This window comes from Streptomyces sp. NPDC085944, assembly GCF_040686295.1.
GTDB lineage: Bacteria > Actinomycetota > Actinomycetes > Streptomycetales > Streptomycetaceae > Streptomyces > Streptomyces salinarius.
Map to the genome: position 1 here is coordinate 387,003 of NZ_JBFBJX010000004.1, position 14,628 is coordinate 401,630.

At 73.1% G+C, this 14,628-nt stretch carries 15 protein-coding genes and 1 tRNA gene; 7 read left to right on the plus strand and 9 right to left on the minus strand.

Annotated features, from left to right (window positions below; genetic code table 11):
- Positions 1-10: 10 nt before the first annotated feature.
- The 4 genes from AB0P07_RS10390 to AB0P07_RS10405 are packed head-to-tail and all read right to left on the minus strand — an operon-like array spanning position 11 to position 2,129.
- On the minus strand, positions 11-661 hold the full coding sequence (locus tag AB0P07_RS10390; RefSeq protein WP_365547869.1) for an endonuclease: 651 nt from the start codon (positions 659-661) through the stop codon (positions 11-13).
- A gap of 2 nt (positions 662-663) precedes the next feature.
- The gene (locus tag AB0P07_RS10395) at positions 664-996 is read right to left on the minus strand and encodes a DUF3140 domain-containing protein (protein ID WP_365547871.1); all 333 of its coding nucleotides are present in this window, start codon (positions 994-996) and stop codon (positions 664-666) included.
- Positions 942-1,262 (minus strand): WhiB family transcriptional regulator, encoded by a 321-nt coding sequence (locus AB0P07_RS10400; RefSeq protein ID WP_365547874.1) that lies wholly within the window; start codon positions 1,260-1,262, stop codon positions 942-944. Before AB0P07_RS10400 ends, AB0P07_RS10395 begins: the two co-directional genes overlap by 55 nt.
- A 57-nt stretch (positions 1,263-1,319) precedes the next feature.
- The gene (locus AB0P07_RS10405) at positions 1,320-2,129 is read right to left on the minus strand and encodes a lysophospholipase (RefSeq protein WP_365547877.1); all 810 of its coding nucleotides are present in this window, start codon (positions 2,127-2,129) and stop codon (positions 1,320-1,322) included.
- Positions 2,130-2,328: 199 nt separating this feature from the next.
- On the opposite strand from AB0P07_RS10405, the gene AB0P07_RS10410 reads away from it, so the two are divergent.
- From AB0P07_RS10410 to AB0P07_RS10420, 3 genes are all read left to right on the plus strand, one after another.
- Positions 2,329-3,516 carry a thiolase family protein gene (locus AB0P07_RS10410; protein ID WP_365547879.1) on the plus strand — a complete coding sequence of 396 codons (1,188 nt, stop codon included), beginning with the start codon at positions 2,329-2,331 and terminating at the stop codon, positions 3,514-3,516.
- Positions 3,517-3,581: 65 nt separating this feature from the next.
- Positions 3,582-5,105 carry a long-chain fatty acid--CoA ligase gene (locus tag AB0P07_RS10415; protein ID WP_365547882.1) on the plus strand — a complete coding sequence of 508 codons (1,524 nt, stop codon included), beginning with the start codon at positions 3,582-3,584 and terminating at the stop codon, positions 5,103-5,105.
- A gap of 61 nt (positions 5,106-5,166) precedes the next feature.
- A complete protein-coding gene (locus AB0P07_RS10420; RefSeq protein WP_365547884.1) occupies positions 5,167-5,940 on the plus strand; it encodes a sulfite exporter TauE/SafE family protein in 774 nt (257 codons plus the stop codon).
- Here AB0P07_RS10420 and AB0P07_RS10425 read toward each other — a convergent pair.
- From AB0P07_RS10425 to AB0P07_RS10435, 3 genes are all read right to left on the minus strand, one after another.
- Entirely contained in the window at positions 5,867-7,987 is a 2,121-nt protein-coding gene (locus AB0P07_RS10425) for an MDR family MFS transporter (protein ID WP_365547887.1), read from the minus strand. The two genes, AB0P07_RS10420 and AB0P07_RS10425, sit on opposite strands and share 74 nt — an antisense overlap.
- A 65-nt stretch (positions 7,988-8,052) precedes the next feature.
- Positions 8,053-8,826 (minus strand): precorrin-6A synthase (deacetylating), encoded by a 774-nt coding sequence (gene cobF / locus AB0P07_RS10430; protein WP_365547890.1) that lies wholly within the window; start codon positions 8,824-8,826, stop codon positions 8,053-8,055.
- Between the two features lie 67 nt (positions 8,827-8,893).
- Positions 8,894-9,433 carry a DUF309 domain-containing protein gene (locus AB0P07_RS10435; protein ID WP_365547892.1) on the minus strand — a complete coding sequence of 180 codons (540 nt, stop codon included), beginning with the start codon at positions 9,431-9,433 and terminating at the stop codon, positions 8,894-8,896.
- 100 nt (positions 9,434-9,533) lie between these two features.
- On the opposite strand from AB0P07_RS10435, the gene AB0P07_RS10440 reads away from it, so the two are divergent.
- The 3 genes from AB0P07_RS10440 to AB0P07_RS10450 all read left to right on the plus strand — a co-directional run bounded on the left by AB0P07_RS10440 (position 9,534) and on the right by AB0P07_RS10450 (position 12,195).
- Positions 9,534-9,607, plus strand: a tRNA-Pro gene (locus tag AB0P07_RS10440).
- 282 nt (positions 9,608-9,889) lie between these two features.
- Positions 9,890-11,623 carry a SpoIIE family protein phosphatase gene (locus AB0P07_RS10445; protein WP_365547894.1) on the plus strand — a complete coding sequence of 578 codons (1,734 nt, stop codon included), beginning with the start codon at positions 9,890-9,892 and terminating at the stop codon, positions 11,621-11,623.
- A 122-nt stretch (positions 11,624-11,745) separates the two neighbouring features.
- Positions 11,746-12,195 carry a spore-associated protein gene (locus AB0P07_RS10450; protein ID WP_102931977.1) on the plus strand — a complete coding sequence of 150 codons (450 nt, stop codon included), beginning with the start codon at positions 11,746-11,748 and terminating at the stop codon, positions 12,193-12,195.
- A gap of 79 nt (positions 12,196-12,274) precedes the next feature.
- On the opposite strand, the gene AB0P07_RS10455 is transcribed toward AB0P07_RS10450, so the two are convergent.
- Positions 12,275-12,697: an ankyrin repeat domain-containing protein gene (locus AB0P07_RS10455; RefSeq protein WP_365547897.1), complete on the minus strand. Its 423-nt coding sequence runs from the start codon at positions 12,695-12,697 to the stop codon at positions 12,275-12,277.
- A gap of 97 nt (positions 12,698-12,794) precedes the next feature.
- Between AB0P07_RS10455 and AB0P07_RS10460 the strand changes: the two genes are divergently transcribed.
- Positions 12,795-13,781 (plus strand): aldo/keto reductase, encoded by a 987-nt coding sequence (locus tag AB0P07_RS10460; protein ID WP_365547900.1) that lies wholly within the window; start codon positions 12,795-12,797, stop codon positions 13,779-13,781.
- A gap of 18 nt (positions 13,782-13,799) precedes the next feature.
- Here AB0P07_RS10460 and AB0P07_RS10465 read toward each other — a convergent pair whose 3' ends face one another.
- Positions 13,800-14,585 (minus strand): GntR family transcriptional regulator, encoded by a 786-nt coding sequence (locus tag AB0P07_RS10465; protein ID WP_365547903.1) that lies wholly within the window; start codon positions 14,583-14,585, stop codon positions 13,800-13,802.
- Positions 14,586-14,628 lie beyond the last annotated feature (43 nt).

The following is a 14,628-nucleotide window of genomic DNA, read 5'->3' on the forward strand; positions in this document are numbered from 1 at the left end:
GCCCGGCCGCTCAGGCCGCGTGGTGGAGGGCGTCCTCGGCGACGTCCTTGTCCACCGCCGCCCGCACCAGCGCCGCCGCGAGGACGGCCGGTTCCGTCTTCCCGGCCAGGGTGAGGAGCCGGTCCGCGTCGTCGGGCAGACCGAGGCGCCTGGCGCCCTGGAGGGCCTTGCGGTCCAGGTAGGGGGCCGCCTCCGGCCAGACCAGTTGGGCCTCCCGCAGGAAGATGTCCGCGCCGGTCGGCCCCACTCCGGGAAACTCCTGGAGCAGCCGCCGTTCTTCCGACACGTCGCCGTTCGCCTCGTCGCGCAGCTTGCGCAGGTCTCCGCCCCACCGCTCGGTCAGCAGTTCGGCGCCCTCGCCGAGCTGGGTGGCGGTGCGCTCGTCGTAGCGCCGGTAGCCGCCCCGGCCGAGCGCGTCCACCCGTTCCTGCCAGTCGGCACCGGCCATGCGGCGCGGGTCGCGCAGCCCCGCCTCGCCCAGGGCGCGGGCGGCGGCGACCGCGATGGAGGCGCTGATGCGGGCGCTGAGCAGGTGCGCGAGGACCAGCAGCCGGTACAGCGGCTGCGGCGTGTCCTTCAACCGGATGCCCGCCTCGCCGGCGTACGTCTGCCCGTGCGCGCCGACGAGGTCGCCGACGATCCGTCGTTCGTCGCGGCCCACGGCTACGGCTTGAGCGGGTCGTGACCGACCGTCATGAGCCGGTGCCGCAGGCGGGTGTCGTCGGCCTCGGGCTCGTTCTCCAGGTCGGTCTGGGAGGTGACGGTGTCCACGACCTTGCGCATCGCCCGCAGGTCGTCCTCCGTCAGGTCGGTGCGCCGCTTCTGCAGGATCGACAGGACGTGCTGCCCGAGCGGCGGCCCGGCGTCGTCCGGCAGCGGCTCGGTCAGCTCGCCCGAGTCGCGCACCCGGAGCCAGTCCGCGAGTTCCGCGGAGGTCATGTTCACCACGCGGTGGAAGTCCTCCCACAGCGCGTCGAGTTCGAGGGTGTCGGCCATGAGGGGTCCCTCATTTCGTCGTGCGTACGTGCGTGCGGTGTGGTCAGCCGGAGCAGCGCGACGCGCTCCGCCTCGTCGGTGCCGCCCCACACGCCCGACGTCTGCCCCGACTGCAGCGCGAACGTCAGGCACTCGGGGGTCACCGGGCATCTGGCGCAGACCCGCTTGGCGGCCTCCGTGTCCCGCAGGGCGGGCCCGGCGGTGCCCACCGGGAAGAACAGATCGGGGTCCTCGTCCACACAGGCGGCGCTGCGCAACCACTCCATGCCGGCGCGGGTGCCCATGGGGCGCACGGGCAAACGCCGGGCGGGCGCCGCGCCGGATCAGCGGGCGAGCACGTCGTCCAGGAAGCGCGTGAGGTCCGTGAACACCTCGTCCCGGTTGGTCTCGTTGAAGAGCTCGTGCCGGGCGCCCGGGTAGATCCGCTCGGTGAGGTCGCCGCCGCTCAGCGGCTCGACGCCGACGCGGCTGCCGGGCAGCGGCACCAGCCGGTCGTCGTCCCCGTGCACCCACAGCAGCGGCAGCCGGCCGACGTCGCCGCCTTTGGCCACCGTCTCCAGCGTCCGCACGAACGCCTCCAGGGTCGGCCGCTTCATCGGACCGTGCCAGACCAGCGGGTCCGCCGCGTACGCCGCCCCCACCGCCGGGTCGCGGGAGAGCGAGGCCGGGCTGATCGGGGTGTCGGGGACCTCGTCCAGGGCGAGCAGCCGACGCGGCAGCTCCCAGTCGCCGATGACCGGCCCCGACAGCACCAGCGCCGCCAGCTCTCCGGGGTGGCGCTGGGCGTACCGGGAGGCGATGAGGCCGCCCATGGAGTGTCCGACCATGACGACCGGCAGGCCCGGGTGGGCGGCCCGGGCGAGCTCCGCCACGGCGTGCACGTCGGTGACCACGTCCTCGAAGTCCTCCACCACCACCCGCTCGCCCTCCGAGCGCCCGTGTCCCACGTGGTCCGGGGCGTAGACGGCGGCGCCGTGGCCGGTGAGGACGCCGGCCACCTCCTCGTAGCGGCCGGAGTGCTCGCCGTACCCGTGGACCAGCACGGCGACGTAGCGCGGCTGCCCGGCGGCCCACTCGCGGACGGTGATCCGTCCCCGCGTTCCGGTCAGGGTGTGCTCGCGGGTCTCGGCCATGTCTCCTCCGGCTGCGTCGGTGACCGTTGTCCGTTGTCCGTTGTCCGTTGTCAGGGGGATCTTCCCAGGAGGCCGCCCGGCGGTCTATAGTCCAAAACTAGCAGTGCTAATTAAAGGTAGTGCTCATCAAGGTTCGCGGTGGTCGACGCGACGGCGGTGCGCCGTCCGGCGACCGCGCGACGACGGTCAGGAGTTCCCCGTGCGTCCCGTCCACTTCGCGGCCGCCCGCCGCACCCCGATCGGCAAGCTGCGCGGTTCCCTGTCGGCCGTACGGCCCGACGACCTCGCCGCCGCGGTGATCCGGGGCCTGGTCGCCGACGTGCCCGCGCTCGACCCCGCCCGGATCGACGACGTGTACTGGGGCGCCGCCAACCAGGCCGGCGAGGACAACCGCAACGTCGCCCGGATGGCCGCCCTCCTCGCGGGCCTGCCCGAGACCGTGCCCGGCGCCACCGTCAACCGGCTCTGCGCCTCCGGCCTCGAAGCCGTCACCGCCGCCGCCCGCACCATCGCCGCCGGCGAGGCCCACATCGTGCTCGCGGGCGGCTCCGAGTCCATGAGCCGCGCCCCCTTCGTGCTGCCCCGCCCCGACGAGGCGCTGCCCCACCGCATCGAGACCGCCGACACCCGGCTCGGCTGGCGCCTGGTCAACCCGGCGATGAAGGACCTGCACGGACTGCTCGCCATGGGCGAGACGGCCGAGGAGGTCGCCGAGCGGTACGGCGTCCCGCGCGAACGCCAGGACGCGTTCGCCCTGCGCAGCCACCGCCTTGCCGCCGAGGCCCGCGGATGCGGCCACTTCGACGACGAGATCCTTCCCGTCGAGCGCCTGGACGGCGTGGTCGTCGACACCGACGAGTGCGTCCGCGAGGGCACCTCCCTGGAGAAGCTGGGGCGTCTGAAGCCGGTCTTCCGCCCCGGCGGCACGGTCACCGCGGGCAACGCCTCCCCGATGAACGACGGCGCCGCCGGACTCCTCCTGGTCAGCGAGGAGGCCCTGAACGACCTCGGCCTGGAGTCGCTGGGCCGCTACGTCGCGGGCGCCTCGGCGGGTGTCCATCCCGACGTCATGGGCATCGGCCCGGTCCCCGCCACCCGCAAGGTCCTCGCCCGGGCCGGCTGGAGCGTCGGCGACCTCGCGGAGGCCGAGTTCAACGAGGCGTTCGCCGCCCAGGCCCTCGCCTGCGTCGACCGGCTCGGCATCGACCCCGACCTGGTCAACCCGACCGGCGGCGCCATCGCGCTGGGCCACCCGCTCGGCTGCTCCGGCGCCCGCATCCTCACCACCCTGCTCCACCGCATGCGCCGCACGGGGGCCGGCCGCGGGCTGGCCACGATGTGCGTGGGCGTGGGGCAGGGCAGCGCGGTTCTCGTCGAACGCCACTAGGCCGAGCCCCCGCCCCAGAGCCACCCCCTGTGCAGAGCCGCAGCAAGGAAACGGAGCAACACCCCATGGCAACCCTCTCCGTCGCCGCCGTCCTCGCCGAGAACGCCCGGCGCCGCCCCGACAAGGAGGCGCTGGTCGAGGGCGACCTGCGCCTGACCTTCGCCGAGGTGTGGCGGCGGGCCCGCGCCCAGGCCGGCGCCCTCGTCGGCCTGGACGTCCGGCCGGGGGACCGGGTGGCGCTGATGGCGCCCAACACCGCCGACTTCCCGCAGGCGTACTACGCCGTCGCCGCGGCCGGCGCCGTCGTCGTCCCCGTGCACCTGCTGCTGTCGGCCGCCGAGGTCGAGCACGTCCTGCGCGACAGCGGCGCCACCCTGCTGCTGTGCCACCCGGCGCAGGCGGAGACCGGGGCCGCCGCCGCGCGGGCGACCGGCGTACGGATGATCACGCTCGGCGAGGAGTTCGGCAAGCTCGCCGCGGACGCCGAGCCCCTGCCCTCGTACGTCACCCGGAACGCCGACGACCCGGTCGTCGTCTTCTACACCAGCGGCACGACCGGCGTCCCCAAGGGCGCCGTGCTCAGCCACTTCAACCTGGTGATGAACGCGACGGTCAACGCCTTCGACGCCAACGACATCCGCCCCGACGACGTCGCGCTCGGCGCACTGCCCCTCTTCCACGCCTTCGGCCAGACGGTTTCCCTGAACTCCACCTGGCGGGCGGGCGCGACCCTCGTCCTGCTGCCGCGCTTCGACGCGGCGCGCGCGATCGACCTGATGGTGCGGGAGAAGGTCAACACCTTCCACGGGGTGCCGACCATGTTCGTCGCCCTCGCCGCCGCGGCGGCCGACGCCGAGGCCCTGCCCGAGCTGCGGGTGTGCGTCTCCGGCGGCGCCTCGCTCCCGGTGGCCGTCCTGGAGCGGTTCGAGGCGGCGTTCGGGGCGAAGATCTACGAGGGGTACGGGCTCTCGGAGACCTCGCCGGCGGCGGCCGTGAACCAGCCGGTGTTCGGCGTCCGGCCCGGCACCATCGGCCACCCGCTGTGGGGCGTGGACGTGGAGATCGCCCGCGCGGAGGTCGAGGACGCCGTGGAACTGCTGCCGGCCGGCGAACTGGGCGAGGTCGTCGTGCGCGGTCACAACGTCTTCTCCGGCTACCTCGGCCGCCCCGAGGCCACCGCCGAGGCGCTCGTCGACGGCTGGTTCCGCACCGGGGACCTCGGCACCAAGGACGAGGACGGGTTCCTGCGGATCGTCGACCGGAAGAAGGACGTGATCATCCGGGGCGGCTACAACGTCTATCCGCGGGAGGTCGAGGAAGTGCTGATGCGCCACCCGGGCATCGCCCAGGTCGCCGTCATCGGACTCCCCGACGAACTGCACGGCGAGGAGGTCTGCGCCGTCGTCGTGCGCGCCCCGGGCACCGGCTCCGGGGCGGCGCCCGACGCCGGCGAGATCACCGACTGGTCCAAGGAACACCTCGGCCGCCACAAGTACCCGCGCCGGGTGGAGTTCGCGGACGAACTGCCGCTCGGGCCGAGCATGAAGGTGCTCAAGCGGGAGCTGAGAGCTCGGTACACCGGCCGCTAAGGACCAATGGGCGAGACGGTGCTTACGGTGCCGGTGGGGTGCGCATAGCATCGGTGCCCGCATGGACACCATCACGCTCTGGCACCTCACCGGCTGGGAGTTCGCCGCGCTCGCCCTCGCGGCGCTGCTCGTCGGCTTCTCCAAGACCGCGGTGAGCGGGGCCAACACGGTCAGCCTCGCGATCTTCGCGGCCGTCCTGCCGGCCCGCGCCTCCACCGGCATCCTGCTGCCGGTGCTGATCGCCGGGGACGTCCTCGCCGTCCTCACCTACCGGCGCCACGCGCACTGGCCCACCCTGTGGCGGCTGTTCCCGGCGGTCGGCGTCGGCGTGGTCGTCGGCACCCTGTTCCTGGTGTGGGCGGACGACGCGGTCGTGCGTACGTCGATCGGCGTGATCCTGCTGTTCATGGCCGGGGTGACGGTGTGGCGCCGACGGCTGGCCGATGCCGCCGAGCAGCCGGACGAGGTGGCCTCGCGCACCGGTCGCGCGAAGGCCCGCTCGTACGGCGTCCTGGGCGGGTTCACCACCATGGTCGCCAACGCGGGTGGCCCGGTGATGTCGATGTACCTGCTGTCCGCCGGGTTCAGGAAACTCGGCTTCCTGGGTACCTCGGCGTTCTTCTTCCTGATCGTCAACGTCTCCAAGCTGCCGTTCAGCGCGGGCCTCGGCCTGATCGACGGCCACTCGCTGCTGCTCGACGCGGTGCTGGTCGTCTTCGTGGTGCCCGGCGCGTTCCTCGGCAAGTGGGCCGTGACCCGGATCAACCAACGTCTGTTCGAGCGCCTGGTGATCGCGGCGACGGTTGTGGGCGGTCTGCAGCTCCTGCTTGCCTGACCCGCTGCGGCAGACCGTTGCTGAGGTCCTCCACCAGCAGGCGCTTGGCGATGGCGTCGACGGCGGCGCGCAGCTCCGTGTCCGTCGGCCGCCCGATGTCCCGCTCCACCCGGTCCTCCAGCCAGGCCGCCCAGGCCCGGCCGATCACGAGGGCCTCGCGGGCGCCCGCGTCGGTGTGCGAGAGCAGGGAGCCGTGCCGGGTGAGGAACCCCTCCGCCACCATCCGGTCGAAGACCGGCAGCAGCACCTCCGGCGGCAGCCTGCGGCGGGCCGCGATCAGACCGAGGCTCGCGTGTCCGACCAGCCGCGTGAACAGCTCGACCTGCATCACGGCCCAGGCCCCGGCGACGTCCAGCCGCGTGTCGCTGTCCGCGACGATCCGGCGCGCGGTGTCCAGCTCCGTACCGCCGATGACCTTGCCGACGGACGCCTCCAGGGCCCGCCTGCTGCTCGCGTCGTGCGGTGAGGCGAAGCCCTCGCCCATGTCCGTGGAACGTGCCCGGGCACTGTCGCGCAATCGCACCTGCTTGAGGAACAGGGCGACGACGAAGCCCAGGACCGCGACCGGCACCGTCCACAGGAACACGGTCTGGATCGTGTCCGCGTACGCGCCGACGATCGGCGCCGACGCCGCGGGCGGCAGCCGGTGCACGCCCTCCGGACTGGTCGCCGCCCCGGCGATCACCGACGGGTCGGCGGCGCCGGTGCGGGCCGCCGCGCCGACGGCGTCCCGCAGGTTGGGACCCAGCGCGTTGGCGTAGATCGTGCCGAACACGGCGGTGCCGAAGGAACTGCCCAGCGTGCGGAAGAAGGTGACGCCGGAGGTCGCGGTGCCGAGGTCGGAGTACGCGACCGTGTTCTGCACGGCGATGGTCAGCACCTGCATGGACAGCCCGATGCCCGTGCCCAGCACGAACATGTACAGCGACTCCAGCCACACGCCCGTGTCCGGATCCATCAGCGACATCAGAAACAGGCCGACGCCCATCACCAGCGTGCCCACCATCGGGAACAGCCGGTACCGCCCGGTCTTGCTGACCACGTTTCCGCTGAACACCGACGCGATCAGCAGCCCCGCCACCATCGGCAGCGTCCGCACCCCGGAGACCGTGGCCGAGTCGCCGTCCACGTACTGCAGATAGGTCGGCAGATACGTCAGCGCCCCCAGCATCGCGAACCCGACGATGAAGCTGAGGACCGAGCAGACCGTGAACACCGGGTTGGAGAACAGCCGCATCGGCAGCATCGGTTCGGCCGCCCGGGTCTCGGCCCAGCAGAACAGGCCGAGCGCGACCAGCCCGCCCGCGAACAGCCCGACGATCACCGCCGAGCCCCACGCGTACTCGTTGCCGCCCCAGCTCGTCGCCAGGATCAGCGCACTCGCCCCGACCGCGACCAGCGCGATGCCCAGGTAGTCGATGACGGGACGGGCCGCCGACTTCACCACGGGGATGGTGCGGGCGGCGGCGACCACGACGACGACCGCGATGGGCACGTTGACGTAGAACGCCCAGCGCCAGGACAGATGGTCGGTGAACAGCCCGCCGAGCAGCGGCCCGATGACCGTCGCGACCCCGAACACCGCGCCGATCGCGCCCTGGTACTTGCCCCGTTCCCGCAGCGGGATGACGTCCGCGATCAACGCCATCGACGTCACCATCAGGCCGCCCGCGCCGACGCCCTGCACCGCCCGCCAGAGGATCAGCAGCGGCATGTCGGTCGCCAGCCCGCACAGGAACGAGCCGGTGATGAACACGACCGCGGACACCTGGAAGACCACCTTGCGGCCGAACAGGTCGCCGAACTTGCCGACCAGTACCGTCGCCACGGTCTCCGCGAGCAGGTAGGAGGTCACCACCCACGACATGTGTTCGGCGCCGCCCAGGTCCGACACGATGGTGGGCAGCGCGGTGCCGACGATCGTCTGGTCCAGGGCCGCGAGCAGCATGCCGAGCATGATCGTGACGAAGACGACGTTGCGGCGTCGCCGGTCCAGCACGGGCGGCTGGGCGGCGGCCGTCCGTGGCGATTCCTCGGCGACTGTCACGCGGCCACGATCACACCGGTGCACCGGCCACGCATGCGGGACGGGGCCGCCCGGGTATGCGGCGGTCAGCGGTCGCCGGGGTTGCGCCGCAGCAGATAGGTGTCCATGATCCAGCCCTTGCGCTCGCGCGCCTCCGCCCGCAGCCGCTCGATCCGGGGCGCCGCCTCGGCGATCGGACCGGAGGCCAGGATCTCGTCCGGGGTGCCCAGGTAGGCGCCCCAGTAGATGTCGATGTCCTGGTCCGCGTACTGCCGGAAGGTCTGGTGGGCGTCCAGCATCACGACGACGTCGTCCGCGTCCTCGGGGAAGCCCTCGGCCAGCCGCCGCCCCGTGGTGATCTGCACCGGCCGCGCCACCCGGTTCAGCCCGGTCCGGTGCCGGGCGACCAGTGAGGAGACGCTGCTGATACCGGGCACCACGTCGTACTCGAACGCCACGGCCCCGCGCTGCAGGATCTCCTCCAGGATGCCCAGCGTGCTGTCGTACAGCGCGGGGTCGCCCCACACCAGGAACGCGCCGCTCTCGTCCTCGCCCAGCTCCTCGGCGATCAGCCGCTCGTAGATGCCGGCGCGGGCATTGCGCCAGTCCCCGACGGCGGGGGAGTACGCCGCGCCGCCCGCGCTCCGGTCCCGCTCGGGGTCGCGCGCCTCGACGACGCGGTAGGTCCCCTCCGGTATGTGCGTCTCCAGCATCTCCCGGCGCAGCCGCACCAGGTCGGCCTTGGCCTCGCCCTTGTCCAGGACGAAGAACACGTCCGTGCTCCGCAGCGCCCCGACCGCCTGGAGCGTCAGCTGGTCGGGGTCGCCCGCGCCGATTCCGATCACATGAATTGTCCGCACGCCACGAGTCTGCCGTACGACTCCGGCAACGCCCCGGCCGGGCTGCCCCCGGCGGGCTGCGGACCGGTCAGCCGCTCAGCCGGGGCGCCCGCGCCGCCGCGTCCACGGAACCGCCGCCCTCCACCTCACCGGCCAGCTCCCGGGCCCACGCCGCCACCGAGCCGAGGTCCATCCCGTACGGCCGCTCCCGCCCGGCCTCCGACGCCTCCCACGCCGTGACGGCACCGGCCCCGCGCCGCAGCAGCCTGGCCCCGCCGGTGACGTTGCCGCGCGCCGCGTGCGTGAGCCCGACGGCCAGCTGGGCCATTCCGCGCCACAGCTCCCGCTCCTGCGCGGGCCCCGACTTCCAGGCGTCCTCGAAGACCTCGTGCGCGTGGAACGGTTTCCCGTCGTCCAGCAGCCGCTGCGCCTCGGCGACGGTCTCGTCCGGGGCCCGTACGACCCCCTCGGGCTGGCGCGGCACGCCGTCGGCGCCGTACGGCAACGGCCGCCCGAGCCCGTCCCGCGGCCGGGCATTGCGGGCCCGCCCCTCCTCGTCACGGTCCCGGCCGCCCACCGGTCGGTCGGAGGCGGCGTCGTCCACGGGGCTGTCGGCACGGCTGTCCATGGGACCGATTGTGCCTCGCCGACGCCCGCTTAGGCGTCGCCCGGTGTGTGGGGTAAAGTGCTGTCCGCGTGATCGCGCGGTGCACCGTGCGTGAGCACACCGGGACGTGGCGCAGCTTGGTAGCGCACTTGACTGGGGGTCAAGGGGTCGCAGGTTCAAATCCTGTCGTCCCGACTGGAGACAGTCGCAGGTCGGGGTCGGTTTCAGAGGTATGTGAAACCGGCCCTTGATCTTTTCGGAGGACCGTTCGGGACCACGTCGTCCCAGGTGTCCGTCTGCCTGCCGGCGGACGACGCCGCCCACCTCACCACCGCACCGCTGATCGCACCGTCCCCGGCCCGTCCGCTGCCGAGGTGAGACTTGTGTGCCGCCGCGGGAACATCGAGATGCAGACTTCGGAGGACGACCTGAGCAGGAGTGGGACCGAGGCGGCACACGGTCAGGAGGAGACCCGACATGGCAGGCGCGGCAGACACGGAGAGCGGTGGGCAGCGGCGCCGGGGCGACGCGCCCGGCCGGCTCACCGAAGCCCTTGAGGCCATCGGGGCGGGGGCGTACGTGGTCGACGCGCAGGGGTGCATCCTCGCCGTCAACAGCCGGGCCGAGGAACTGCTGGGCCGCCGGGCCGAGGACATGGCCGGCCAGGACGCACACGATCTCCTGCACCGGGGGCCCGAGGGACAGCAACTGCCCGCCACCCAGTGCGGGATGCGGCAGGCGTTCCACGCCGGACGCCCGGGACAGGCCGCGCTCGACCACTTCGCCCGCGCCGACGGCTCCACGCTGTCCGTCTCCTGGCTCGTCACCCCCTACTCCGGGCACGGTCGGAACGCCCACACCCTCGTCATCTTTCATCCGCGCGAGCAGGCGCGCTCCGCCGAACCGCCCCCGGAGCGGTCCGTGCGGCCCCTGAGCGAACTCGAACGACTGGCCCTGCTGGCCGAGACCACGACCCGGCTGACCTCCACGCTCAACGTCGACGAGACGCTGCGCAGACTGGTGGCCCTGGTCCTGCCGCGGCTGGCCGACTGGGCCGTCATCGATCTGATCACCGAGCACGAAGAGGTGTGGCGCACCGCAGTGGTCCATGCCGAGGGGGGCCGCCTGGTGCACCGGGAGGATCTCGAAGGGCCGATGCCGCCGGTGCCCGAGGAGTCGCTCATGCCGCTCTCCCGTGCCCTGCGCGGAGTCGCCTCCGCGCTGGCCGGGCCCGACACCTACCGGGGCACCCCGGACTCCGGCATCGCCGTCGAGCAGCGCCGGATGCTCGACGCCACCGGCATCCGGTCCGCCGCCATCGTCCCCATCCGGGGAACCCGGGAGGTCCTGGGAGCCCTCACCCTGGGACGGGCCGACGCACCGGGGGAGTTCTCCACCCCCGACCTGCCCCTGTTCGAGGACGTCGCCCGGCGGGCCGGCCTCGCCCTGGACAACGCCCGCCTCTACCAGCGCCAGCGTGCCGTCGCCGAGACCATGCAGAATCACCTCCTGCCGCAGATGCCGCGCGTCCCCGGGCTGCAGATGGCCGTCCGCTACCTGCCCGCCCCCGACGCCTCCCAGGTCGGCGGGGACTGGTACGACGCCTTCTCCCTGTCCGACGGCGCGACCGCGCTGGCCGTCGGGGACGTCGTGGGCCACGACCTGGAGGCCGCGGCCGGAATGGCCCAGTTGCGCAACATGCTCCGTGCCTACGCCTGGTCGCAGCAGGAGCCGCCCAGCCGCGTCGTGGAACGCCTGGACGAGGCGATCATGCCCATCACCGACGTCTCCATGGCCACGCTCGTCTTCGGCCGCGTCAGCAGGACGGACAACGGACTCTGGCGGCTGTCCTGGACCAACGCCGGTCATCCCCCGCCCCTGCTCGTCACCCGCGAGGGTCTGACCGACTACCTCACCGACGGACACAGCCTCCTGCTCGGCACGGGCCTGGGCACCTCCCGTCCGGACGCGACCGTCCTGCTGCCACCGGGCTGCACACTCCTGCTGTACACCGACGGCCTCATCGAAGTGCCCGGTCGCACCCTCGACGAGGGCCTGGACCGGCTGCGCCAGCACGCCGCCGCGCTCGCCCACCGGCCCCTGCCGGCCTTCGCCGACCAGCTCCTGCACCGGGTCCGGCCCCCCGGTCTCGACGACGTCGCCCTCCTGGCGCTGCGCACACCCGGAAGGGCACCGCACGGGCACGGGTGACGGAGAGCCAGGGGGCCGCCGGAGGACGGACGGAAAAGGCGCATCCGGAGCACAACCAATCCCCGCCGCCCGTAGTCACACCAGGCAGGAGTAAACGACTCCTACGACCGCAAGGGGGAAATATGCGCATTGCACGCTCCGCCCTGTCCGTCACCGCCGTGGCGGCCCTGTCCCTGGGCACCGCGACGGCGCTCGCCGCACCCGCGTCCGCCGCTCCCAACACCACGCCCGGCAAGGTCTGCGGCAGCGGCTACAAGACCGTCAACTCGGCCGCCGTCGGCTCGCGCGGCACCGTCTACCTCACCTACAACGCCACCAACGGCAAGAACTGCGTCGCGACCATCCGCAACACCCCGGGCACCGCGACGGACATGTCCGCCTGGATCTACGTGCCCGACACCCAGGCGTACGACGAGGACTACGGGACGTACACCTCGTACGCCGGCCCCACCTACGTCTACGGCAAGGCCCACTGCGTGGACTGGGGCGGCAGCATCGGCAACGTCAGCGTCCAGATCACCGGCTCCAACTGCGCCGCCCTCGCCGAACACCGGGTCACCACCGTCCGTTGACCGGCCCCCGGTGACGGCCGCGGCGCGTCGCGTGCCGTCACCGTCCGCGGCCGCGGGTGGCGTTGCCGGCCCCGGGCGGTCACTCCCGGGGCCGGGCCCCCGCGGCCACGAGCAGGTCCGTCGTCTCCCGGTGCGGGCCGGTCGACGCCCAGTCCAACGGCGTCCGGCCGGTGCCGTGGTCCTCGCGCAGATTCGGGTCCGCTCCGTGATCGAGGAGCGTGCGGACGGTCTCCGCGTGGCCCCAGCAGGCCGCCCCGCACAGGGGCGTGCCCTCCGAGCCGGTCCCGCTCTCCGTGTCGGGTCGGGCGCCGGCCTCGAGCAGCACGCGGACGACGCCGACGTCCCCGTTCACGGACGCGAGGTACAGCGGAGTGCTTCCCGCCGTGTCCGCCGTCTCGGCCGGCGCTCCGGCCCGCACTGCCGCCCGGACCCGCGCCACGTCGCCGACGAGCGCGGCGTCGACGAGACGCCGGGACAGTTTCTTGTGCTTTCGCCTGTTCACGCGAGCCGAGACTACCGAGTGCTTGACTTGAAGCGCACTTCAAGTTGAAGACTCCCCGCCGTGCCCGGACGACCGGACACGCATGGGGAGGAACATCATGAAGTACCGCACCATCGGCACCGACCCCGCCCACCGCCGGGAGGTGAGTGTGCTGGCGCTCGGCGCCATGCTCTTCGGGTCACTGACCGACGAGAGGACCTCGTTCGCCGTCCTCGACCGCTATGTGGAGGCCGGCGGCAACTTCGTCGACACGTCCGACAACTACGCCTTCTGGACCGACGGCGGCCAGGGCGGCCAGAGCGAGGAGCTCCTCGGCCGCTGGCGGCGCAGCCGCGGGGTCGGCGACGAGGTCGTCGTCGCCACCAAGCTCGGCGCGCGTCCACTGGCGCCCGGCACCGGCTACACCGACAACCCGGAGGGCCTGTCGGCCAAGGTGATCCGCGAGGCCGCCGAGCGCAGCCGGGACCGGCTCGGGGTGGACAAGCTCGACCTGCTGTACGCGCACATCGACGACTACACCGTGGAGCAGCGCGAGACCGTGGAGGGGTTCGGCGCACTGGTCGCGGAGGGCACGGTGGGGCTGCTCGGCGTCAGCAACCAGGCGATGTGGCGCGTCGAGCGGGCCCGCGCCCTGGCCGCCGCTGCCGGGCTGCCCGGCTACGAGGTGCTGCAGTACCAGCACAGCCACCTGCGGCCCCGCTTCGACGTGCCCAGCGAGTTCTCCCCGTACGGCAGCCTCGGCCACGCCGGCGCCGAACTGCTCGGCTATCTGCGGGCCGAGCCGGACCTGACCCTCGTCGCCTACTCGCCGCTGCTGGCCGGCGCCTACGTCCGCGAGGACAAGCCGCTGCCCCCGGACTACGACCACCCGGGCACCCCGGCCCGGCTCGCCGTGCTCCGCGAGGTCGCCCGGGAGACCGGGGCCACGGTCAACCAGGTCGTCCTCGCCTGGCAGATCGGCGCGGACCTGCCGATCGTGCCGCTGGCCGGGGCCTCGTCGCTCGCCCAGCTCGAGGAGAACCTCGCCGCCGTGGACCTGGAACTGACGACGGACCAGCGGGCCCGCCTGGACGCCGTCCACTGAGGCCGGCCGGTCGTCCGGTCAGTTCCTGACCAGCAGCTGGAAGTCGAACGCGTACCGGGACGCGCGGTAGACGTGCGTCCCGTACTCGACCGCCCGCCCCGTGTCGTCGTAGGCGGTGCGCTGCATGGTGAGCAGCGCGGCGCCCTCCGCCTCGCCGAGGCGCTCGGCCTCCTCCCGGGAGGCGATGCGGGCGCCGACGGTCTGCCGGGCGCTGTGCAGGGTGATGCCGGACGCGCGCATCATCCGGTACAGGCCGGTCGACTCCAGCCGGGCGTCGTCGAGTTCCAGCAGGTCCGCCGGAAGGTGGTTGCACAGCATCGCCACCGGCTGGCCGTGGGTGAGGCGCAGCCGCTCCAGGACGGTGACCTCGGTGCCCTCCGCGACACCGAGGGCGGCCGCGACCTCGGCTGCGGCCGGAACGCGCTCGTTGCGCACCACCCGGGTGCCGGGGCCCTGCCCGGCCGCCTCCAGGTCGTCGTAGAGACTGCTCAGTTCCAGCGGGCGCTTGACCTGGCTGTGCACCACCTGGGTGCCGACCCCGCGCCGCCGCACCAGCAGCCCCTTGTCGACCAGCGACTGGATGGCCTGGCGGACGGTCGGCCGGGACAGGCCGAGGCGGACGGAGAGATCGACCTCGTTGCCCAGCAGGTTTCCCGGCGCGAGCACGCCGTGTTCGATCGCCGCCTCCAGCTGCTGGGCCAGCTGGTAGTAGAGCGGCACCGGACTGCCGCGGTCCAGGGCGAAGTCCAGGGTGCCGGTCGCGGGGGCGGTCACGGCACGTGCGGGGTCGCCGGAATTCGCCATGGACGTACCTCCCTTGGATGGGTGACTGGCTGTCGGGGCGGGC

What these genes read in the sequence shown, in the direction of transcription:
- AB0P07_RS10445 (WP_365547894.1), top strand. Translation starts at nt 9,890, where the DNA reads ATGGCAGGCGCGGCAGACACGGAGAGCGGTGGGCAGCGGCGCCGGGGC.
- AB0P07_RS10460 (WP_365547900.1), top strand. Translation starts at nt 12,795, where the DNA reads ATGAAGTACCGCACCATCGGCACCGACCCCGCCCACCGCCGGGAGGTG.
- AB0P07_RS10465 (WP_365547903.1), bottom strand. Translation starts at nt 14,585, where the DNA reads ATGGCGAATTCCGGCGACCCCGCACGTGCCGTGACCGCCCCCGCGACC.
- AB0P07_RS10395 (WP_365547871.1), bottom strand. Translation starts at nt 996, where the DNA reads ATGGCCGACACCCTCGAACTCGACGCGCTGTGGGAGGACTTCCACCGC.
- AB0P07_RS10415 (WP_365547882.1), top strand. Translation starts at nt 3,582, where the DNA reads ATGGCAACCCTCTCCGTCGCCGCCGTCCTCGCCGAGAACGCCCGGCGC.
- AB0P07_RS10420 (WP_365547884.1), top strand. Translation starts at nt 5,167, where the DNA reads ATGGACACCATCACGCTCTGGCACCTCACCGGCTGGGAGTTCGCCGCG.
- AB0P07_RS10400 (WP_365547874.1), bottom strand. Translation starts at nt 1,262, where the DNA reads ATGGAGTGGTTGCGCAGCGCCGCCTGTGTGGACGAGGACCCCGATCTG.
- AB0P07_RS10450 (WP_102931977.1), top strand. Translation starts at nt 11,746, where the DNA reads ATGCGCATTGCACGCTCCGCCCTGTCCGTCACCGCCGTGGCGGCCCTG.
- AB0P07_RS10405 (WP_365547877.1), bottom strand. Translation starts at nt 2,129, where the DNA reads ATGGCCGAGACCCGCGAGCACACCCTGACCGGAACGCGGGGACGGATC.
- AB0P07_RS10435 (WP_365547892.1), bottom strand. Translation starts at nt 9,433, where the DNA reads ATGGACAGCCGTGCCGACAGCCCCGTGGACGACGCCGCCTCCGACCGA.